A 19564-nucleotide genomic window follows, 5' to 3' on the forward strand; every position below is an offset into this window, starting at 1 on the left:
ATTAGCTTGCTTTAGGTAACCAATCGTCAACATCAAAAATTAATGATGTGTTAGTTTTTAAATGCTCATAGAACGTTTCACTTTCATCTCTTTGACTGAACTGAAAGCGCAGGTCGTCAGAATCTAAATTATGCCAATCCTTTTGCTTAATAGACTTTCGCTTTTTAGTAAATACTTTCGTCTTAGAAGCACTCTTAGGTTCGTTATTATCTAAATCTAGCTTAGCTTCTTTCAGCCAGTCTAAAATAATAGGTATTAAATCAGCTATAGTGGCATCTGGTAGCTCAGCAACAGCTTTTTTAACTGTGGGGACCAAAAGAGGAGAGTCCTGCCCTAGGTCTACCAGCATACGATGTAATCTAATACTTAACTCATGACCTTGATATTCTGATACTTCATCAAACTCATCTCTTTTTTGATCCAGCTTACTTTGAAGCTGTAATAACTTTTTATCAATATCTGGTACTACTAGATCTGAAAACTGAGCAATTCTGTCAGCTCTACCTGACTGTAAGGCCTCAATCATAGGATGAATAGGCTTTAAATCTTCTTCATAGGTTGTTTGCAGTAGTTTGGCGGTAATACGCTCTAATCCTGAATCTATAGCTCTTAGCTGAGCAAGAACGAAAAGTTTAACGACAATATCTAAAACCCCTTGAGATAATTCATACCAACGCTCTCTTATATCTTCAGATAACGTAATATCGGCTTGTTTTAACCACTGATACTTCCATAAATGATCTGTAAGTCTATTCCATTCAGATTTACGTAAAGTCCCATCATCTTGCGTAAAGTTACTCTCTTTAGCTAACTGTTCCCAAAAAACTGAACCAAATCCAGCACCACGACGAGCGGATCTAAAATCTCCTTCAAAAATAAATCTTGCTTTTGGTGTGCCAACCATAACTACGGGTAGACCTACTGTATTAACTAGTGTCACAAAAAAATTCAGCATTTTTTCAGCACCACCAGATTTATTAACACTCAGGTGCTGTATCTCGTCTATCACCAATAGACCTATAGCATGATGATTAGATATTTGACGCATTAAATTAAGCAAAGTTTCGACACTATGGCGCTTCAACGCATACTTTTGTTCATAATTAGAATCTAACGCTTGGTCAATTGCTCTAAAGAAGTGAAGGCAAAGGCTTTTAAGAGATCCGTCGTGAGGACAATCTACCCTTAAATAAACAATTTGAGTAAAATTAAATTTAGGGTGATAAATAACTTGAGGATAAGTAGATAAAATCTTATTGAGAGTGGTCGTCTTACCACTACCCGAGCAACCTATAAACGCTAAACTAAGCGCTGTCGAATTTACTTGAGGGAACTCAATGACATCATCTTTACCAGACATCAAACGCTCATAACCATTTTGAAGTCGAGCATTTAATGAACCATCCTTGAGGTTACGCCCAACATACCCTTGTCGAATCATGATGGATAATTTTTTCTCAAGGTCAATGTGCCTAGTGATAGGGTAAAAAAACTGCCCCATCATTTGAGAAATTAAATGTGCTCGAACAGAAGATGAAGCTTGACGGTCAGATTGATTAAAATTAATTTTACTTTTGATACTTTTAACGACCTGTCTTGGCTCTAATATCTCAGGCAACGCTTCGATAAAAGGATTGCCTTTATAGCTGCCAAAACTTTCCTTATAAACTGCATTAACTATCATTGCTCCACTCTTCTCAATCAGTCATCTTCAGATAAAATATCATAATAAACAGGAAACTTGAGCGCTAAATCTTCCTCGCTTAAATTTGTCATATTTTTATCACTGCTTACTTCTTTAGTTAACTTAATAAGCTTTCCTTTTCCACTTTTATTTTTTTGCCTGTCTTTACGCTCATCATCCTTTGCTCTTTTTCTGTTATTACTTATATTAGCTAACTGGTCTGCTTTAGTTTTAAATGCGTTTGGCTTAGCTTTGATAGCTTCTTGAATAATTTTTTCATTTTCTCGCTCAAGCTCTTCTAATGCCAAACTACTCTTAAGCTCCTGATTAGCAGCTGTTCTCTTCTGCTCAGCCTGTATTTGCCACACTTCCCAAAAGCTACAACCTTTAAACTCTCTTGAGCGCTCAGATAAATGAGCCTTCCAATAATTAAGACTATTCTGCTCATAAAATATATAGATTATATCGGCATCTAAAGGATCGTACCCAACCTCAAGTGATTTGGGTCTATGAATTGTGTTTTTTCGGTGTAACCAACCCTGTTCTCTGATTTCAGAGCAAATATAATAATTACCAAAAAGCTTAATACCTAAGTCTGATAAAGTAGCTTTATTTCGTGGTAATAGTGCTATATACAAAGCCTTCTCTGAAACAGAGCGAAGCCTACCTGTACGATGTTGTAACCCCCAGTTCCATAACTCAATAGGAATTAGAGGTAAATCAGTAGGCATATCGCTATCTCTATCATAATGTTGCAGCTGATGATACTTATTGTGCATCAATACTGAATTGATAATGATTTTCTTGAAATCTGAAATGGTTAAAGTTGCATCTAAACGATAGTCCTTCCCGCCTTTTTTTCTCTCTTTAGCCCCTGTCACTACGCCTGGAGCAAATGGTTTAAATTTTGCTTGTATCGTTTTAAAGCCACGCTCAACGATAGGCTTTAAGTCTCCACGATAAGCCGATGTGTTTTCAATGCGTACTGAAAAGTTTTTTTCTAAAGCTTCAACTTGAGACCCAAGTAACTCTCCACGGTCAGCAAGAATGGCATCAGGCAAGCCTATACATGGCCACTCCTCATCTTCAATATTAATTTCATATTTCTGGCAGTACTCTTTTTTACTACATACAGACATTATGAGTGCCTGCATACTTGTAGCATAGGAAGGGTTTTCAAATCCAATATAAAAACCTGCTACCATACGGCTAAATACATCTGTGACAAAATAAATTACAGGACGACCGACAATACTCTGCCTATCTGAATCAGACAAAAGATAGATGTCAGCAATTGTAGCGTCTATCTCATAACGTGAGCCAGGACCTAGAACCTGCGTATTAACCGTTGAACTCAACTGCCTTACATCTTTTTTATAGCTAATTTTATTATGTCTAGCTTTAAGCTTTTGAACAGACGTAAACTTCTTATTATAAAAATATTTGAACTGCCAAATACTGGGAAAATCTTCTTCTTTAACATCTGGATTCAAAGAGCGATACATTGTCTTAAACTTTCGGTATGCGTATACAACGGTATGCCTGCTATCATTTAGAAGGTACTTACTTATAATTACGAAGAAAAGCCTTTCAATATCTTCGTTAATAATAGCAGTAGTACCTTTCTTATAAACTCTAGGTCTACCCAACTGTTTATCCTTAGCAATACGTTTTTTACCTTTCGCTCCAGAGTTTTTATAGTTTGGAAGTAATGCATTAGGCACTTGGCCTCTTTGCCAATACCTACGCAGTAGCCGATACAGTGTTTGCTTAGTGCTTCTTTTAGCGTCAATAATTTCGTTTATAAATTTTGCTCGTTCTTCTGGAATGTAGTACAAAGGATGGCTTACAATAGGCTTAATAAGCTCATAGCTTTCATCTCTTTTTAACTTAGCTGTACTACCCTCCTCAGGCGCTTGCAAAAGCAAACCTTGATAAGGATCATCGGTGATATAACATACGCCCTCTTCAATTAGATTTACTAAGTCTTTAATAAATATAAGCTCAGGCAGTGCAGATGTACGATCTATATCAATCCAAACGACTTGCTCTGGTAAAAGGCTTAATATTCTATACTTTGAGTCTTGGTTACTATAGACATCATTGATTCGCAACATATCTAAGCTCCTCTGTCATCAAGCCCCAATATTGAGAGTCACTCATATAAATATCACTACATTTTAATTTCCTGAAATCTATACGAAGATCGAATATCAAGAACCTCAATCCTAATAGTCTTCTTAACTCATTTAAGGAGCTACCTACTTCATCGAAATAAGCTCTATCAATATCTTTGCACAGGTCAATAATGCTTTTGTCAGGATTTTTAGTAAGCTCATGAGCATAAAAACTTAAACTGTCATAAGCATCTAAAGAGCTATCTTCTCTAGCCTCTGGATAAAGCCATTTAATGTTGTTTTGAATATCTATAGGTATATCTTTTTCAGTAACTAACTGCCATGGAACACCTTTCGAGTTCCAGTATCGTCGTTCTATTTCTAATTTCTCTATGACTCTAGGCTTCATTAGCTCTTCTGAGTACTTAGCTTGCAAAACAAATTGGCTAAACTCTTTATTAGAGCTCACAACATAAAAGTCTGAGGTCATGACATGGATATTGCCTCTCATAGCAGGATGCTTTACTTGCATACTCTCTGCAATCTCAAGAGTCTCATCAAATTTAAGAGGAAACTGCTCTCGAATATCTGTAATTTCAGGACTCCACTCAAGAAATAGAAATGTTGCTAACTCTAAATCTGACATCAAATGATGAGTACGTCTTGTCTTATGACCAAAGACTCTGTGTGATCGACCCGAGGAGGATATATCAGAAATTTTTATCCAAGGTTTATAGTCAGCTAACTCCCCTTGACCTCTACCTTCTTTAATCCATTTTTCTTGTTTTTTTGAGAGCATAAAAAAACCCCTGCTGAAGTTACATCAACTTTAGCAGGGGGTAATATCGGAGTCAACAGTATGATACTTTATTACTCAGTATGAATCTTTATTACTCAGTATGATACTTTATTACTTGCTGACAACTAAATATTGTAGCACTTATCACTTACTCAACAGTAACAGACTTAGCCAAGTTACGAGGTTGATCGACATCGGTGCCCCTCATAACAGCCACATGATACGATAAAAACTGTACAGGTATGCTATAAACTATGGGTGCCAGTGGTTCGTATACATCGGGTACGTTAATTACGTGTAAGCGATCGTCACTTTCTATCTTGCTAGATTCGCCTGCAAAAACAAATAGCTCACCATGTCGAGCATGCACTTCTTGCATATTGGCCTTCAACTTATCAAGCATACTGTCCTTTGGAGCAAGTACAACAATAGGCATATCTTTATCAACTAGAGCTAATGGGCCATGTTTCAACTCACCTGCCGCATATCCCTCAGCATGTATATATGAGATCTCTTTCAGTTTCAAGGCGCCCTCTAAAGCAATTGGGAACTGCACACCACGCCCTAAGAATATGGTACTCTTTTTATTCTCAAATTTCTCACTCAACAGCTCAATGGATTGGTCTAATGCCAAGCTACTGTGTAATTGACCTTGCAGATTATGTAACTCTGTAATCATTTTTGAGATTTCAGCCTGCTCAATACGATTCTGTACTTTACCTAATTTAAGAACCAATAGCATTAAAGCTGCCAATTGGGTTGTAAAGGCTTTAGTCGAGGCAACACCAATTTCTACGCCAGCGAGCGTCGGTAAAAATATATCGGTTTCACGTACTAACGATGAGGTAGCCACATTACAAAGCGCAAGGCTTACCAAACCTTTGACTTTACCTTCTTTTGCACGGCGTTGAATGTCACGTAACGCCGAAAGTGTATCTGCAGTTTCGCCAGATTGTGAAATACACACCATCAAAGTATCATCTACAACAACAGGATTGCGATAGCGGAATTCGCTGGCTACCTCAACAGAACAAGGGATACGAGTAAGGTTCTCAAACCAGTACTTAGCCACCATACCTGCATGATAGCTAGTTCCACAGGCCAGTACTTGGATATAACGCACATTCTTCAATTGCTCTTCATGACGAGCTAAAAACTCAACCTTAAGATCATCAGCGTCCACTCCCATCTCAACAGTTCGAGCCACAGCATCAGGTTGCTCATAAATTTCTTTAAGCATATAATGCTTAAATTCGCCCTTATCAGCATTATGTTGCTTAGCGTCAAGCTCTTTTACTGGGCGTGATACCGGTTTGCCATCAGCAAATACACTAATGATATCGCGCGTAATGAAGGCAATATCGCCTTCTTCAAGATACATAAAACGATTTGTAACGGGGAGTAGCGCCAATTGATCTGAGGCAATGAAATTCTCGCCAATACCCACACCAATAACCAAGGGTGAACCCAACCGCACCGTTATTAAAGTATCTGGCTCATCAACATGTAATACACCGAGTGCAAAGGCACCTTCTAAACGTGGTATAACTTTTTCTACGGCTTGAAACAAATTGTTGGTTTGTTTATAAGCATCAGCAACTAAATGAGCGACTACTTCTGTATCTGTTTGAGAGGTAAAAATATAGCCTTTATCTAGCAGCTCTTGTTTTAATTCAGCGTAGTTTTCTACAATACCATTATGTACAACAGCAACTTTACCAGAGACATGAGGATGGGCATTACATTGTGCTGGCTCGCCGTGCGTTGCCCACCGAGTATGTGCAATACCTGTTTTGCCCTCGAAAAAGTCAGGGTTTTTATCTACTGCCTTGACAAGCTCATTAACCTTCCCCACTTGACGCTCACGATGCAGCTCAGAATTACGAATCACGGTCAGACCAGCTGAGTCATAACCTCGGTATTCAAGCCTCTTTAAGCCTTCTAATAAAATATGAGAGATATTACGCTCAGCAACAGCACCTACTATTCCACACATAACGAGTCCTTAATATTTTTTTGTAAATAATTGCCAATACAATAACATGCTAATGTGCCTATGCGCATTATACTATTTCTTCTTTTCAGGACGTTGATAGTTGTCTTTTTGTACTTGACGACCTCTGGCAATAGCAAGCGCATTATCCTCTACATCTTTTGTAATCACGGAGCCTGCACCAATGGTCACAGTATGACCTATAGTAAGGGGAGCAACCAAACAGGAGTTTGTACCGATGAAACTATTGTCGCCTATTGTTGTCTTATATTTATTAATCCCATCATAGTTGCAGGTTATCACGCCAGCACCAACATTCACGCCAGCACCAATTTGAGCGTCGCCGATATAGCTCAGATGATTAACTTTGCTTCCCTTGCCAACTTGGGACTTTTTAATCTCAACAAAATTACCTAAGCGTGCCTTATCGTCAACTATTGTTCCTGGGCGAAGATGAGCAAAAGGACCAATAGTTACGTCATTACCGATTATCGCTTCATCAATGACACAGTTAGGCTTAACAGAAACATTGTCTGCTAACGTGCTGTTTTTAATAACACAACCTGCCTGAATAGTGACATTATTGCCTAGAGTAACTCTCCCTTCAAAAATCACATTGATATCGACAAACACATCTCTGCCAACTGTGATACTACCTCGTATATCAACCCTATTCGGATCAGCAAAGTGAACGCCCTGTATTTGTAAGTCTGCCACTAATTTTGCTTGAAAGCGGCGTTCTAGCTCAGAGAGCTGTTGGCGATTATTCACACCTTCAATTTCAAATTCATGTTCAGGTTCAATAGCCGTTATGGCGATACCGTCTGCAACTGCCATTTTCACAATGTCTGTCAAATAATACTCTTTTTGGGCGTTATCATTTGATAAATTTGGGAGGTACTTATGTAGTAGAGCATTATCCACACAATAAATGCCACTATTAATCTCATGTATTGCTTGTTCTTCTTCACTGGCATCTTTTTGTTCAACAATGGCAATGATATTACCTTGAGAATTACGCTTGATACGACCAAGCCCGAAGGGGTCGCTTACCGTTAAGGTCAACATAGAAACGCCATCTTTATTGGCTTCTTTAAGCTTAGTCAGTGTCTTTGCAGTGACAAGCGGTACATCCCCATATAGGATAAGGCTCTTGCCCTCATTTGGCAATTCATCTAAAGCCACTTTAACAGCATGACCTGTACCCAGTTGTTCGGCTTGCTCTACCCAAGTCAGCGGATAATCAGACATTGCAGACTTCACTTGATTACCACCGAAGCCATACACGACAATTGTCTTATCAACATTTATACTTTGACAGGTGTCTAAAACATGCGCTAATAATGGTTTATTTGCCAACGTTTGCAAAACTTTAGGCTTTGCTGACTGCATACGCGTTCCTTTGCCAGCAGCAAGTACTATGGTGGTAAGAGAATTTTTCATAATTATAAGTCTATTAGTTAAATTACATTTTTAAGTTATAAAAGACAAAAGACGATTCAGTTGTATCAGGAGTAGGTCATATCAAGAGTTATAAATTACCCACATCACGGTAACTAATAATATTCAAAAAAATCAGGCGGGATTAAAACTCATCACTAATGCGACAATCATAAGCCAAGCTACCATTGCCATGATACCTGCTAGAATATCATCTAGCATGATACCTAGCCCCCCGCTAACCTTTATGTCCACCCATTTAATCGGGTTTGGCTTAATAATATCGAAAAATCTAAATAGCCCAAATGCCAACGCCATACCCGACCAATAAAGCGTACTCGTTAGCTGTTGCGGCATATAAGTAATGATAAAGGCCATGGGTATAAGAGTAAACCAAATCCCCACCCATTCATCCCACACAATATGCGGGTCGTCATGAACATTCATAATTGTTGAAGTACGATGACAAATCCATACGCCTATAAGGCTGGCCGCAATTACAATATATATAAATGCTAGAAACCCTAGCGACATAATAGGAATAGCAACAATTAAACCGGCTAATGTTCCCCATGTGCCAGGAGCACGCTTGGGAAGACCACTGCCGAAACCAATACCAAGTAGATACACCATCTTATTAAAAACACTAGCGTCATGTGGCAAAGGAGGACAAACATTTGCTTTGCGGATATCAGGTTTTTGATGGGAAAGGTCTGGAGATGATTCAGGATTTGAAGGATTATTATTCATGAAGTGAATACCAAACTGCAATAGCAGACTTTTATAGAAGCTTAACTAACTAGCACGATGGATACTATTATGTTTTTATAATAAAGAAGTGACATTAATAACACATAGAACAATAGCGTATGGGATTTAGTCAAAAATGTTGAAACCCTTTTAACTCAGGTAATGATTTGAACGGATAAGGACTGTTTTCAGTAACCATACTGCCACGATAAACCATATGTATATTTGTCTTACTATCTACGACAGTATTATGGGCCACTACTTCACCGATACAGGTAACTTTCATATTTAAGTCTTTACTTAAGTCAATACTCAAGTCACTAGGCTGTGACTCATTGACAGGTAAAGTAAAAGCCAGCTCGTAGTCATCTCCGCCCGTCAGCTGGCAACGAAGCCTTTCTAGGAGCTCAACCTGCTGTAGAGGATCGCTACTAGGTAAGTGCTCTAAATTAAGCCGCATCGCAACCTTACTTTGCTGACAAATATGATTTAAATCTTGTGCTAGCCCATCTGACACATCAATCATAGAGGTAACGTTGCCTAATTTAGCTAAAGCCTGACCAAGATGTATGCGCGGCGTAGGCATGTGCAAACGGTGTGCTAATTGCTGACCTATAGCACTGTGTGGATGATTAAGCGCATAACAGGCATCACCTAATGTTCCTGAGACATACACTTTATCGCCTACTTTAGCCCCATTTCGATAAATAGGCCGAGTACCGTTTTCTATAATGCCATTGGCATTCACACTCAACACTAACTTATCATGTCGTGTGGTATCGCCTCCTATTAAGCGTACATCAAACTGACGGCAAGCATGATGTAAGCCTTTGGCGAACGTACGAAGCCATTCTTCATTTGCCAAACGTTTAGGTAGCGTTAAAGCTAATAACAAACTATGAGGCTTTGCACCCATGGCCGCAATATCTGAAACATTCACTGCCACTGCTTTATAACCGATAGAAAAGGCTAACTCATTAATTTGATTCCAGTCATCACTAAAATGGCGACCTTGAACCAGAGTATCTATACAGGTAACCATCTGGCTATTTTCTGAGAACTCAACTACCGCAGCATCATCACCTATGCTTTTAATAATAGAAGCAGAAGATGGGCTAGAGGAAGACCGTTTGTCTTCCTCTAATTTAAAATAACGATATATCAAATCAAATTCAGTCACTTGAATATCAATCGCCAGCTTTACTTTGTGTCACAGACTTTCGGCCAATTCTTGGTTTTGAAACATTTTTAAGGGTTTCAGCATGATTTTCTTCTGGTTTAACTGGCTCAGAACCTAAGTTAGGCTTAGCATTTGCATCCAAAGATGCTTTATTATGAGCCGCTTTCTCAGCGACTTTATCTTTATGCTCGGTATCTGCTTCAACCTCTAAAGTACGTAATTCAGCCGCTAGCTTATCCATTACAGCATTAATTAATTTATGAGCATCCGTTGCTCCAAAATGCGTATTGAGTTTCATTGCCTCATCCAGCACTACTTTGTAAGGAATATGCAAACTATATTTAAGCTCGTATGCACCAATCAATAATACCGCATGTTCAACCATATCTATTTGATTAATATGTCGGTCAAGATGTTGAGAAATTAATACCTCAAGTTCCTCAATCTGCTCAGGAATATCACGCATCATTTCATGATAGTAACCTAAGTGCACAGTGTGCATGGCATTATTTGCTCTTGTACGTGCCGCAATATCGTGCGGGGCATTTGATTGCCACTCGCCTTGCCCTGTTTGCTCAAAACGATGGTCCGTCATCAACCATTCATACAAGCCCTGTAACGCAAAACGGCGGGCTTTGCGCACGGCAGTATGGCTCGTTTTATAGCTTGATTCATTAATGTCGAATTGATTGCTGTCAGCTTTTACCGGATTCTGCTTACTCATTGATGGATGCTCTTAAAGATGGATGCTATTACTTGAAATTATCTTGTGCTAAAAGACTGAAGGCTTTTAAAGATCTTCTGAAAAAATTACCTATGACTAAATCAAGGCATTTATTATAAAAAGTGTTGATTATAAAAGGCATGTTGACAACCGCCGATAATCCCGACGATTGCTCTATATTTTTTTAATATACAAAATACTATGGTCCACTATAACAATTTGATTAATAGCACCCCATTAATCGTCATCATAGTCAGTGCCATATTCATAATCTGCTTCGATTTGAGACAATACAGCGATCATCTCAAGCGCTACCATAGCTGCCTCAGCACCTTTATTACCTGCTTTTGTGCCCGCACGCTCAATGGCTTGTTCGATACTATCTGTCGTCAAGATGCCGTTAATAACCGGAATATTATAATCCATCGCCACGCTATTAAGGCCGTTAGCAGAGGCACCAGCCACATATTCAAAGTGGGGGGTACTGCCACGGATGACGGCACCAAGGGCGACAATAGCATCAAATTTATCAGACTCAGCAGCACGCTGCGCTGCTAACGGTAATTCAAATGCGCCTGGTACTCTAATGACACTAATATTACTGCCCAATACACCGTGGCGTAATAAAGCATCAATAGCACCTTCAACTAACGACTCTACGACAAATGCATTGAAGCGTCCCACAACAATACCAATACGGGCATGACTGTTTTGATGCAAATGGCCCTCAATGTGAGTGATATCATCTCTTTCTTTCTGTAAGTCCTGCATAAAAAATCCTAGATAAAACCAATAGGGGTTTAAAGACAAAAGTTATAAATTTAGCGTTTATCATATGGCTAAGTTTAGTATCGCTATGATAACATTTTTTAGTATTTATTATTATTCCAGTATGTATTATTAACTGACATCACTATTTTTATAACATCAAACTTAAAACTCACTTAAACCAACATGTTATGTCATCGTCTACGGAAAATCTATATCCGCCTCATTTCAATGCCTTGCTCAGCCATAAACTGCTTAGCCTCAGTAATTGTATACTCTCCAAAGTGGAAGATACTGGCTGCTAGCACTGCATCGGCACCACCTTCAAGGACACCGTCTGCCAAGTGTTGCAAGGTACCCACACCACCCGAGGCAATAACTGGCACATTTACCCTGTCAGTTATCGCTTTCATCAGCTCTAAGTCGTAGCCTTTTTTAGTACCATCACCATCCATTGAGGTAACCAGTAACTCGCCGGCGCCAAGATCAGCCATCTTTTCGGACCAAGCCACGGCATCAATGCCGGTAGGTTTACGGCCTCCATGGGTAAATATCTCCCATCTAGGCATGCCATCGACATCGTCGACACGTTTAGCATCAATTGCCACAACAATGCATTGACTACCAAACTTTTCTGCTGCTTCGCCGACAAACTCCGGTGTAAACACGGCCGCTGAATTTATCGCCACTTTGTCAGCACCGGCATTTAGCAAGTTACGAATATCCTCAATTTTACGTACTCCACCGCCCACTGTCAGCGGTACAAACACTGTTTCTGCAATACGTTCAACCATATCGTAAGTCGTATCACGGCCATGATGAGTGGCGGTAATGTCTAAAAAAGTAATCTCATCGGCACCTTGCTCATTATAACGACGAGCCACTTCTACAGGGTCGCCAGCATCTTTAATATCAACAAACTGCACCCCCTTTACCACACGCCCATTATCTACATCTAAACATGGAATGATTCGTTTCGCTAACATGCGTTTGTCCTATTGAGTTATGCTTATTGTTTCATCGCGGTTAATTTAAGCGCTGTCATTATGCTATATACCATTGTTGCATTTTAGCAAAATTAATAGTCGATTTTATGCTAATCTGAGATAACACTTTTATTTATTATCTGAGAGATTTTAACAAAACTGATTTTATAAAACTGCGAATATTGGCATGGTCTGCCAATAACCTTTTTTGCATGCGTCCATTTCATTCAAGCTCGTTCTTTTCTGGATTTAATTATGACTTCACACACTTGGCTATTCTATTTTATAACGGTGCTGATATTAACCGCATCACCTGGACCAAGCACACTGGTGTGTATGACAAAAAGCATTGGTTTTGGATTACGCGCAGGCGTTGTTACCGCATTAGGTAGTCTAACAGCCATTACGATTATAATGACATTGTCATTTACTGGACTTAGCGTTATTGTGGCTTCATCTGAGATTATTTTTAATATCATTAAATGGTTTGGCGCAGGGTATCTAGTTTATCTTGGTTTGAAGGCACTTCTGTCTACTCAAACAACCTATGAGATTGGCCAAAGCCACACGCTATCAGACTCTTTAGCGGTGTCAAACAAACGTCATGTGAGGTCATCTTATAAACTTTATTTGAATGGTTTCCTTGTGGGTGCCAGCAATCCTAAAGCAATTGTATTTTTTACGGCACTCTTCCCACAATTTATCAATCCAAATGCCAATATGCTACAACAATATTTGGCGTTTGCCACCACCTTTGTTTTATTAGAGTTATTCTGGCTATTAACCTATGCCTATATGGGCGCAAAGTCCTCGAAATGGATCATGAAATCTGGACGTGCCACTTTTTTTAATCGACTAACTGGTGGTGTGTTTATAGGTGCAGGTTTGTTGCTATCAACATCAAATAGGACATAATTCAGATCCATTACTTAGGCTATTCCTATCGATGACTACCTTGTAGCGATCTATTGAAGTCCTCTAAAATTAACAAGACTATCTGGCCTTCTCCTACCTCGCCTCTTTAATAATTACCCTATCTAAAACATAGAGCATCCTTAGGCCTGTTTTTCACTCCGCTTCTACTTATTCCACTGCCTTATTAATGACGGGTAGTGATAGCTATTACTCTCTAGACCGCACCACAGAAACTTATTCCTGAGCTGGTAGATTTATACCAAAAGGGTAAATTTCCGTTTGATAAACTCGTTAAATTCTACGAGTTTAATGATATTAACCAAGCGGCTAAAGACAGTGAAAATGGCATCACATTAAAGCCTATTATTAAGATTGCTTGTCATTAAGTAAAATTCATTAAGTAAAATATAGCTAATTTTAAAAAAATTAATTAGCCGCTTAGCTGGAATTATCAAGCACCACTTATGTCAACATACAACGATCGAGTGTGATGTATACGGCTCATGCACCACACTCAATTTTTTATGGTGTTTATATTAGGGTAAGTATACGCTGAAGTGAAGTATAGAAGATATGCGTGGTTTTTAGGTCAAAAAGCTTTTAGGTTAAGAAATAAGTATAGGAAGGTAGATATATAACAGCTATTGGGCGGCGCTTAACGCCTAGAATTCCATTAATTCGGCACATCATGACAAGACAGCATATTAAGAGAACGCTTTACTCAATACGTCAATGATTCTGTAAATATTAATCGATTAGATATCTGTTGCTTTATTTTCGGTATAATAAGTGTATAGAGTGCCTTGTTGTGCGAATAAACTTATTTCAAAAAACCAATTAAGAGAACCACATGTCTGTTTATACTCATCTGTCAGAAGACCAATTTACTGCTTTTTGCCAAGCTTTTGGCGTGTCATTTAGCAAGGCTATTCCCATCACTCAAGGGGTAAAAAACTCCAATTGGTTTATCCAGACGACCGAAGATGACGAAGGTAAATACTCTTATGTCTTTACCTTATTCGAAGAGCGCCCACCAGCAGACATCGAAAAAATGGCCTCTATTTTAAACATCTTAAAGACGCAACTACCTGTAGCGGCACCACTGGCTAAAAAAAGTGTTAAAGCAAACGCAGATACCGAGTATTTAATTCATTATGAAAATAAAGCCATTACACTTGTGCCTTGCCTCTCTGGGACGCATCCTAAAAAGACCACAGCCCATATGTGTCATACGATGGGTAAGGCTTTGGCAAAGCTACATGATACGCTGCAAAGCTTAACGCCAGCAGAAGACTATGGTGTGCCTTTATACCCTTGGGATAAAGTCCGAGATCGTGAAATGCAATTTATGCCTTCTGATGAAGCACAGCTTATGCGTGCTATTTGGGAAGGCTATGAGGCACTACCGTTAGATAGCTTGCCTAAAGGATTATGCCATTTAGATATGTTTGCCGATAACACCTTATGGAACTTAGGTAACGACCAAGAGACATTAACCGGTCTTCTTGACTTCACTGAGGTCAGTATCGAGCATTATGTCATGGATATTGCCATTACCATTAATGACTTCTGTACTACTTGGGGAGATGCAGGAGATGGCGAATCCGTCAATTTCGATACGCAAAAAATGTACGCTTTTATCGAAGGCTATGAAACCATACGCTCGTTAAGTGAAAATGAAAAACAAGCGTTACCCATCATGTTAGCAATGGCAGCCGTTACCTTTTGGCTGCTGCGCCTCAATGTCATTTACTACAATCGTGAGCAAGGTCGAACTGGCGATAATATCATGGTAAAAAATCCCGATCTAATGAAGCGCTTAGCCGCTTATCATTGGAGCGAGGTTGAAAAATTACGCAGTAATCAACAGACTGTTTATGTCTTAGAGCATGCCCGCTTTAAAAATGATAACAGAGAAAACGACGTTGAGGATTTTAAGCTCATTGGGGTATTCGCTAATGAAGCTGAAGCACAGTCAGCAATTGAACAACTAAAAGACAAACCCGGCTTCAAAGATTACCCCAATGGATTTCATATTGATGCCTATCCAGTGGGGCAAATTAATTGGGGCTCTGGCTTTAGCGATATCTAGGAAAGTCAACTCAAAACTGACACATTAAATTTTTAAATGTTTCACGTGAAACACGTCGCCTGAGCGCAACTAGCATCTTATGAAAAAATATTTCACAGAAGTTCAAAAATTGCCTCTTAAAACACAAAACAAGGAATGATTATGAGTAATCAAGTTGATGACTGGCACAAATTAGCAAGTTACGATACCAATATTCAGGGTGAATTGCATGCCAACTTATTGCGAAATAATGGGATTCCTGTATCGATACAAGCACTAAGCGCCATACCTGGAATGAACTCAGGAGCCGTCTTATGGGTACACAGCTCAGACTTAAAAAAGGCAACACAAATCTTAGACAGTATTGATGTCGAACACGTTAATGATGCTAAAAATGGATAAGGGGTAAGCAATCTATGTGTCAACTCCTTGGTATGAATGCCAATACGCCAACCGATATTGGGTTTAGCTTTGCAGGGTTCCGCAAGCGAGGCGGTAATACAGATCATCATAGTGATGGATTCGGTATTGCCTTTTTTGAGCCAAGTTTACGTGAGAACAATGACAATGATCCCGCACTAAATCGAGGGAAAGGCCTACGCTTGTTTCATGACGATAAGGCCAGTTTTGAATCACCCATTGCAGAGCTGGTAAAAAATTACCCAATCAAAGCATTAAATGTGGTGGCGCATATACGTAAAGCAACTCAAGGACATAACTGTTTAGCGAATACACATCCTTTCGTCAGAGAGGTGTGGGGTGAACAATGGGTGTTTGCGCATAATGGACAGATGAATGATGGCTTTATACAGCGCTGTCAACGCCTGCAGGATAATGGAAATGCTACTCATTGCCGGCCCGTAGGAACAACTGATTCTGAAGTGGCATTTTGTTATCTCATCAACCGTTTAAAATCCACATTTAAAACTCGCCCACCAAACGACGATTTATTTAAATTCTTAACGGCTCAATGTCGCTATTTAGCCGCTAATGGGCTATTTAACTGCTTATTATCCAATGGCGATTGGCAATTGGCTTATGCAAACTCTCTGTTATTTTATTTAACCCGTAAAGCACCATTTGGTAATGCTAAGCTTGCTGATGAAGACTTAGCAATAAATTTTGGCGACGTGACCACTGATAATGACAAAGTCACTATTATTGTGACCATACCCTTGACAGAAAACGAAAAGTGGCAACAGCTAGCAGTAAATGAATGTTTAATATTCCGAGATGGCGAGATTATTTATCAGGACACACCGAGTCAGCGTAAATATTTGACTATAGAAGAAGGCGTTGCTATTGCCAAAGCCGTTGGGGCAAGTGTTTAGTGACCTCGATATTAACTCTAAATAAACGCCCCACAACAGCGCTTAAACTTATCTCCTGACCCACAAATACAAGGTTGCTTTTGCGTCAACCTCATTCTTACTGTCGGGTCTAAATAGTACCAGTACCACTTTTGGTCTGCTGCACTAGGTTTGGCTTTAACGAATACTGACAGCTCATGGTGGGCTAATATCTCTCTGCTTAAATCAAGTTTATTATTAGTCTCATCATTATGAGAACCCTCATGATAATATGCTTTGAACTCCACCTGTGCATGCCGTTTACCTACCTTTGGCAGGTATTGTAATACCTCCAGACCTGCCCACCGTGTCTTTGCTGCCCAATCAATGATCTCTTTTTTATCCAGCAGATGCTGTTGGGCTGGTAACGTCGTCTGTACAATGAAGTCAGACCGTTTTAATACGAAAGCTGAATATCGAGAACGCATAAGCTGTTCAGCTGTTTCAGCAGGCTTAACCCCTGTATGTAATGGGTGACAACAATCAGTATAGAGTTGCTGCTTTAACTCAGACATTAACGTTTGGCAGGGACAAATGTTCATTGGCATCTCTTGACACTCTTTGACTAACTCACTTTGAATGACGAATGCTTTAACCGATTATCCCTAGAGCCGCAAAAAGCCCACATCGTCTTTAAGATAATGTGGGCTTTAAACAGGTATAAAGAAATAATATTAAAACACTAATATTTTTTAGTATAACTTACTTCTTCTTCCATGTTTGGCTTCGAGAGAATGGACCTAGATGCCCTTTCAACTTCAAGCTATTACCGTTCAAGTTAGCCGTTAGGCGGTAAGTTTTGCCATTTTCGGGATCAGTAATTTTACCACCGCTATATTTTCCACCACCATCTGCTTTTAGGCCTTTGATAACTGTAGAACCAACATGTTTACCAGTCTTAGTAGACACAATAGTTCCGGTCAATACACCACCAGACTCAGTAATTTTAACAATGGCTTTTGGTTGTCCATTATCATATGTTTGCCAATTAGTGTTGGCAAGCGGATCTGCTGCCATAGCTACGGTTGCTATGCCTAATACAGAGAGGGCTAAAACGGATTGATTTAATAACTTCATAAAGAGATTCCTTTCAAAATAAAATAAACAACCTAATAGTAAGTCCTAGCTTGGTTATTTATCATCAAATTATATCATGCCAAACTTATTGAATATTCGTCTTCAATGTTGAGTCTATTGCCTTTCAGTTCTACTTGCAGAACTTACCATGCGTTAGACTCTATACTAAACGTATTATAAAACTATATAGATAGGCTTAGAATAGGTTTAGAGTTTCTAAAAGCGACATGTGTTCTATTCTAATTATAACGATAAGTTTGTAGAAAGCTAGACATGATTGAGTCAAATATTGCACTTACCTTGTTTAATGGTATTAATTATGAAAATGGATTCTTAACCATTTTGACACTGTTGCTCTGTTCAAGCATATCTTCGCCCTGCTGCATAGTTGAATCGTGACTTCGTTCTTGAGAGTTATTTGAGCTCCCCTCATTTAGGCTATCACTCAGTTCACTGACTATATTAGTAAATAGCCTTTGTAATCTTTGCGCATGCTCTAGCCCAGTTTGAGTTTTGACAATATCAATATCTCCATAAACCGTGACTTTATCAGTTTGATTTTCGATAATGAGCTCACCTACTTGCATGCTTTGATGATCATTCTTGAATGGCTCAAACATAGCGTAACCCTCATTCATTTATATATAAGCACTGGTCATTTTTATTTCTGTAGGTTCTATTGTGGCTTCTGTGGCTAGACCAATCAATCCTGCATCATCGCACATCATATTATGGTTATGCATAATCTACCTTGTTATAATGTTATCTGCTACCCAATGTAACACCTCAATAAAAAGTCTTAACCACAAAGGGGTTTCTTTACTGTCCAAATCACTTTGTCTTTCTCTCTCTTCGCCGATATGAACAGGTAAAAACAGGGTAGTAGATTTTGCTTCCATACTAACCGCTGGAAACGCATCTATCCCTGTTCGCAGTGCTAGCTCGTCCAAGCTAATGACCTCTATACGCTCAGTGCTATCATTTGGCGTATAGTAGGCGGCAGCTTCACCTGTTTTGGGAATATAAATCGCTTTAAATACATGTGTCGGTACCAGAACACGGCCGTTTAGCGCTTTAACGCTCTCACCGATAAAAGCAACACCAGTTATCACATATATCTCTCCATGTTTTTTAGCTAAATATCGAGTCATAGACTCTATATTACGCCATACGTAGCGATTGTTTTCTGGTACTTGTGGAATGATATTAGCAAGGCTAAAACTATCATACTGCTGATTAAGATTAGCCATATCTGCATTTGGTGCAAGATGACCACGATCATAACCTGACCCTTTATAATCAGCTAATTGTGACCTTTTTTTACTGGGTATGCGACTCTCTATATGAAAACTATCCTCTCTTGGGAGGGTATCTGCTTGAGAGAGTCTATCTCGAGTTAAATGTTCAGCTGACCATAATGGCGTACGAGAAATACCAGAGTAGAGTGTCGCAAAGCCATGAAAGCATAGTGCTTCACTTTGAATCAATAGCTTTGGTTCAATGTAATCTGGTTCAGTAGCCTCATAAAAATGCTGATTACAATCACTAAAGCCCTCCGCCCATGCGATAACTGACAGAAAAGGGGGTATCATGAGAACCACTAATAATCGACAAATACACGTCAGCACCTGCCCTGTTTTTTTAATTTGAGATTTATATTGTAACATCAGAAGCTGCGCTCTAATTGAGCGCGGAATAATACTATTTTTAA

The 19564-nt window shown here is 39.2% G+C and carries 18 protein-coding genes and 1 pseudogene; 5 read left to right on the top strand and 14 right to left on the bottom strand.

Annotation, left to right across the window (positions count from 1 at the left end; translation table 11 throughout):
* Position 1 precedes the first annotated feature (1 nt).
* From AC2SLN_RS10755 to hisF, 10 genes are all read right to left on the bottom strand, one after another.
* Positions 2-1684, bottom strand: a complete 1683-nt coding sequence (locus AC2SLN_RS10755; RefSeq protein WP_486549474.1) for an AAA family ATPase — start codon at positions 1682-1684, stop codon at positions 2-4.
* Between the two features lie 17 nt (positions 1685-1701).
* A complete protein-coding gene (locus tag AC2SLN_RS10760) occupies positions 1702-3801 on the bottom strand; it encodes a TnsB C-terminal domain-containing protein (RefSeq protein WP_486549473.1) in 2100 nt (699 codons plus the stop codon).
* Complete coding sequence (locus tag AC2SLN_RS10765) at positions 3785-4600, bottom strand: TnsA endonuclease N-terminal domain-containing protein (RefSeq protein WP_486549472.1); 816 nt, start codon at positions 4598-4600, stop codon at positions 3785-3787. Before AC2SLN_RS10765 ends, AC2SLN_RS10760 begins: the two co-directional genes overlap by 17 nt.
* Before the next feature lie 148 nt (positions 4601-4748).
* The gene (glmS, locus tag AC2SLN_RS10770) at positions 4749-6596 is read right to left on the bottom strand and encodes a glutamine--fructose-6-phosphate transaminase (isomerizing) (RefSeq protein WP_486549471.1); all 1848 of its coding nucleotides are present in this window, start codon (positions 6594-6596) and stop codon (positions 4749-4751) included.
* A gap of 72 nt (positions 6597-6668) precedes the next feature.
* Positions 6669-8036 (bottom strand): bifunctional UDP-N-acetylglucosamine diphosphorylase/glucosamine-1-phosphate N-acetyltransferase GlmU, encoded by a 1368-nt coding sequence (glmU, locus tag AC2SLN_RS10775; RefSeq protein ID WP_486549470.1) that lies wholly within the window; start codon positions 8034-8036, stop codon positions 6669-6671.
* A 132-nt stretch (positions 8037-8168) separates the two neighbouring features.
* Entirely contained in the window at positions 8169-8783 is a 615-nt protein-coding gene (locus AC2SLN_RS10780) for a phosphatidylglycerophosphatase A family protein (protein WP_486549469.1), read from the bottom strand.
* A 130-nt stretch (positions 8784-8913) separates the two neighbouring features.
* The gene (thiL, locus tag AC2SLN_RS10785) at positions 8914-9963 is read right to left on the bottom strand and encodes a thiamine-phosphate kinase (protein ID WP_486549468.1); all 1050 of its coding nucleotides are present in this window, start codon (positions 9961-9963) and stop codon (positions 8914-8916) included.
* 7 nt (positions 9964-9970) lie between these two features.
* On the bottom strand, positions 9971-10687 hold the full coding sequence (gene nusB / locus AC2SLN_RS10790) for a transcription antitermination factor NusB (RefSeq protein WP_486549467.1): 717 nt from the start codon (positions 10685-10687) through the stop codon (positions 9971-9973).
* Between the two features lie 237 nt (positions 10688-10924).
* A complete protein-coding gene (gene ribH / locus AC2SLN_RS10795) occupies positions 10925-11458 on the bottom strand; it encodes a 6,7-dimethyl-8-ribityllumazine synthase (protein WP_486549466.1) in 534 nt (177 codons plus the stop codon).
* A 209-nt stretch (positions 11459-11667) separates the two neighbouring features.
* Positions 11668-12441 (bottom strand): imidazole glycerol phosphate synthase subunit HisF, encoded by a 774-nt coding sequence (hisF, locus tag AC2SLN_RS10800; protein ID WP_486549465.1) that lies wholly within the window; start codon positions 12439-12441, stop codon positions 11668-11670.
* Between the two features lie 255 nt (positions 12442-12696).
* On the opposite strand from hisF, the gene AC2SLN_RS10805 reads away from it, so the two are divergent.
* The 5 genes and pseudogenes from AC2SLN_RS10805 (at position 12697) to AC2SLN_RS10825 (ending at position 16758) form a co-directional block, all read left to right on the top strand.
* Entirely contained in the window at positions 12697-13356 is a 660-nt protein-coding gene (locus AC2SLN_RS10805) for a LysE family translocator (protein ID WP_486549464.1), read from the top strand.
* Between the two features lie 221 nt (positions 13357-13577).
* Positions 13578-13742, top strand: a pseudogene (locus AC2SLN_RS10810) (NAD(P)-dependent alcohol dehydrogenase); the annotation flags it as partial.
* A gap of 464 nt (positions 13743-14206) precedes the next feature.
* On the top strand, positions 14207-15448 hold the full coding sequence (locus AC2SLN_RS10815) for a homoserine kinase (RefSeq protein WP_486549463.1): 1242 nt from the start codon (positions 14207-14209) through the stop codon (positions 15446-15448).
* 141 nt (positions 15449-15589) lie between these two features.
* The gene (locus AC2SLN_RS10820) at positions 15590-15829 is read left to right on the top strand and encodes a putative signal transducing protein (RefSeq protein ID WP_486549462.1); all 240 of its coding nucleotides are present in this window, start codon (positions 15590-15592) and stop codon (positions 15827-15829) included.
* Between the two features lie 14 nt (positions 15830-15843).
* Positions 15844-16758: a class II glutamine amidotransferase gene (locus AC2SLN_RS10825; protein WP_486549461.1), complete on the top strand. Its 915-nt coding sequence runs from the start codon at positions 15844-15846 to the stop codon at positions 16756-16758.
* A 17-nt stretch (positions 16759-16775) separates the two neighbouring features.
* Here AC2SLN_RS10825 and AC2SLN_RS10830 read toward each other — a convergent pair whose 3' ends face one another.
* The 4 genes from AC2SLN_RS10830 to AC2SLN_RS10845 form a co-directional block, all read right to left on the bottom strand.
* Positions 16776-17324 (bottom strand): YchJ family protein, encoded by a 549-nt coding sequence (locus tag AC2SLN_RS10830; protein ID WP_486549460.1) that lies wholly within the window; start codon positions 17322-17324, stop codon positions 16776-16778.
* A gap of 154 nt (positions 17325-17478) precedes the next feature.
* Positions 17479-17853, bottom strand: coding sequence for a DUF2147 domain-containing protein (locus tag AC2SLN_RS10835; RefSeq protein WP_486549459.1), 375 nt, complete (start codon positions 17851-17853; stop codon positions 17479-17481).
* Between the two features lie 317 nt (positions 17854-18170).
* Entirely contained in the window at positions 18171-18473 is a 303-nt protein-coding gene (locus AC2SLN_RS10840; protein ID WP_486549458.1) for a hypothetical protein, read from the bottom strand.
* Positions 18474-18599: 126 nt separating this feature from the next.
* The gene (locus AC2SLN_RS10845; protein ID WP_495057334.1) at positions 18600-19445 is read right to left on the bottom strand and encodes a DNA/RNA non-specific endonuclease; all 846 of its coding nucleotides are present in this window, start codon (positions 19443-19445) and stop codon (positions 18600-18602) included.
* Positions 19446-19564 lie beyond the last annotated feature (119 nt).

The sequence above is a fragment of the Psychrobacter sp. CX90 genome, assembly GCF_057396305.2.

Bases quoted from the DNA above. Each gene is read 5' to 3' on its own strand.
- glmU (WP_486549470.1), bottom strand. From the start codon at position 8,036: ATGAAAAATTCTCTTACCACCATAGTACTTGCTGCTGGCAAAGGAACG.
- AC2SLN_RS10845 (WP_495057334.1), bottom strand. From the start codon at position 19,445: ATGATACCCCCTTTTCTGTCAGTTATCGCATGGGCGGAGGGCTTTAGT.
- AC2SLN_RS10835 (WP_486549459.1), bottom strand. From the start codon at position 17,853: ATGAAGTTATTAAATCAATCCGTTTTAGCCCTCTCTGTATTAGGCATA.
- AC2SLN_RS10760 (WP_486549473.1), bottom strand. From the start codon at position 3,801: ATGTTGCGAATCAATGATGTCTATAGTAACCAAGACTCAAAGTATAGA.
- nusB (WP_486549467.1), bottom strand. From the start codon at position 10,687: ATGAGTAAGCAGAATCCGGTAAAAGCTGACAGCAATCAATTCGACATT.
- AC2SLN_RS10825 (WP_486549461.1), top strand. From the start codon at position 15,844: ATGTGTCAACTCCTTGGTATGAATGCCAATACGCCAACCGATATTGGG.
- AC2SLN_RS10780 (WP_486549469.1), bottom strand. From the start codon at position 8,783: ATGAATAATAATCCTTCAAATCCTGAATCATCTCCAGACCTTTCCCAT.
- glmS (WP_486549471.1), bottom strand. From the start codon at position 6,596: ATGTGTGGAATAGTAGGTGCTGTTGCTGAGCGTAATATCTCTCATATT.
- ribH (WP_486549466.1), bottom strand. From the start codon at position 11,458: ATGCAGGACTTACAGAAAGAAAGAGATGATATCACTCACATTGAGGGC.
- hisF (WP_486549465.1), bottom strand. From the start codon at position 12,441: ATGTTAGCGAAACGAATCATTCCATGTTTAGATGTAGATAATGGGCGT.
- AC2SLN_RS10755 (WP_486549474.1), bottom strand. From the start codon at position 1,684: ATGATAGTTAATGCAGTTTATAAGGAAAGTTTTGGCAGCTATAAAGGC.
- AC2SLN_RS10805 (WP_486549464.1), top strand. From the start codon at position 12,697: ATGACTTCACACACTTGGCTATTCTATTTTATAACGGTGCTGATATTA.
- AC2SLN_RS10840 (WP_486549458.1), bottom strand. From the start codon at position 18,473: ATGTTTGAGCCATTCAAGAATGATCATCAAAGCATGCAAGTAGGTGAG.
- AC2SLN_RS10830 (WP_486549460.1), bottom strand. From the start codon at position 17,324: ATGCCAATGAACATTTGTCCCTGCCAAACGTTAATGTCTGAGTTAAAG.
- AC2SLN_RS10820 (WP_486549462.1), top strand. From the start codon at position 15,590: ATGAGTAATCAAGTTGATGACTGGCACAAATTAGCAAGTTACGATACC.
- AC2SLN_RS10815 (WP_486549463.1), top strand. From the start codon at position 14,207: ATGTCTGTTTATACTCATCTGTCAGAAGACCAATTTACTGCTTTTTGC.
- AC2SLN_RS10765 (WP_486549472.1), bottom strand. From the start codon at position 4,600: ATGCTCTCAAAAAAACAAGAAAAATGGATTAAAGAAGGTAGAGGTCAA.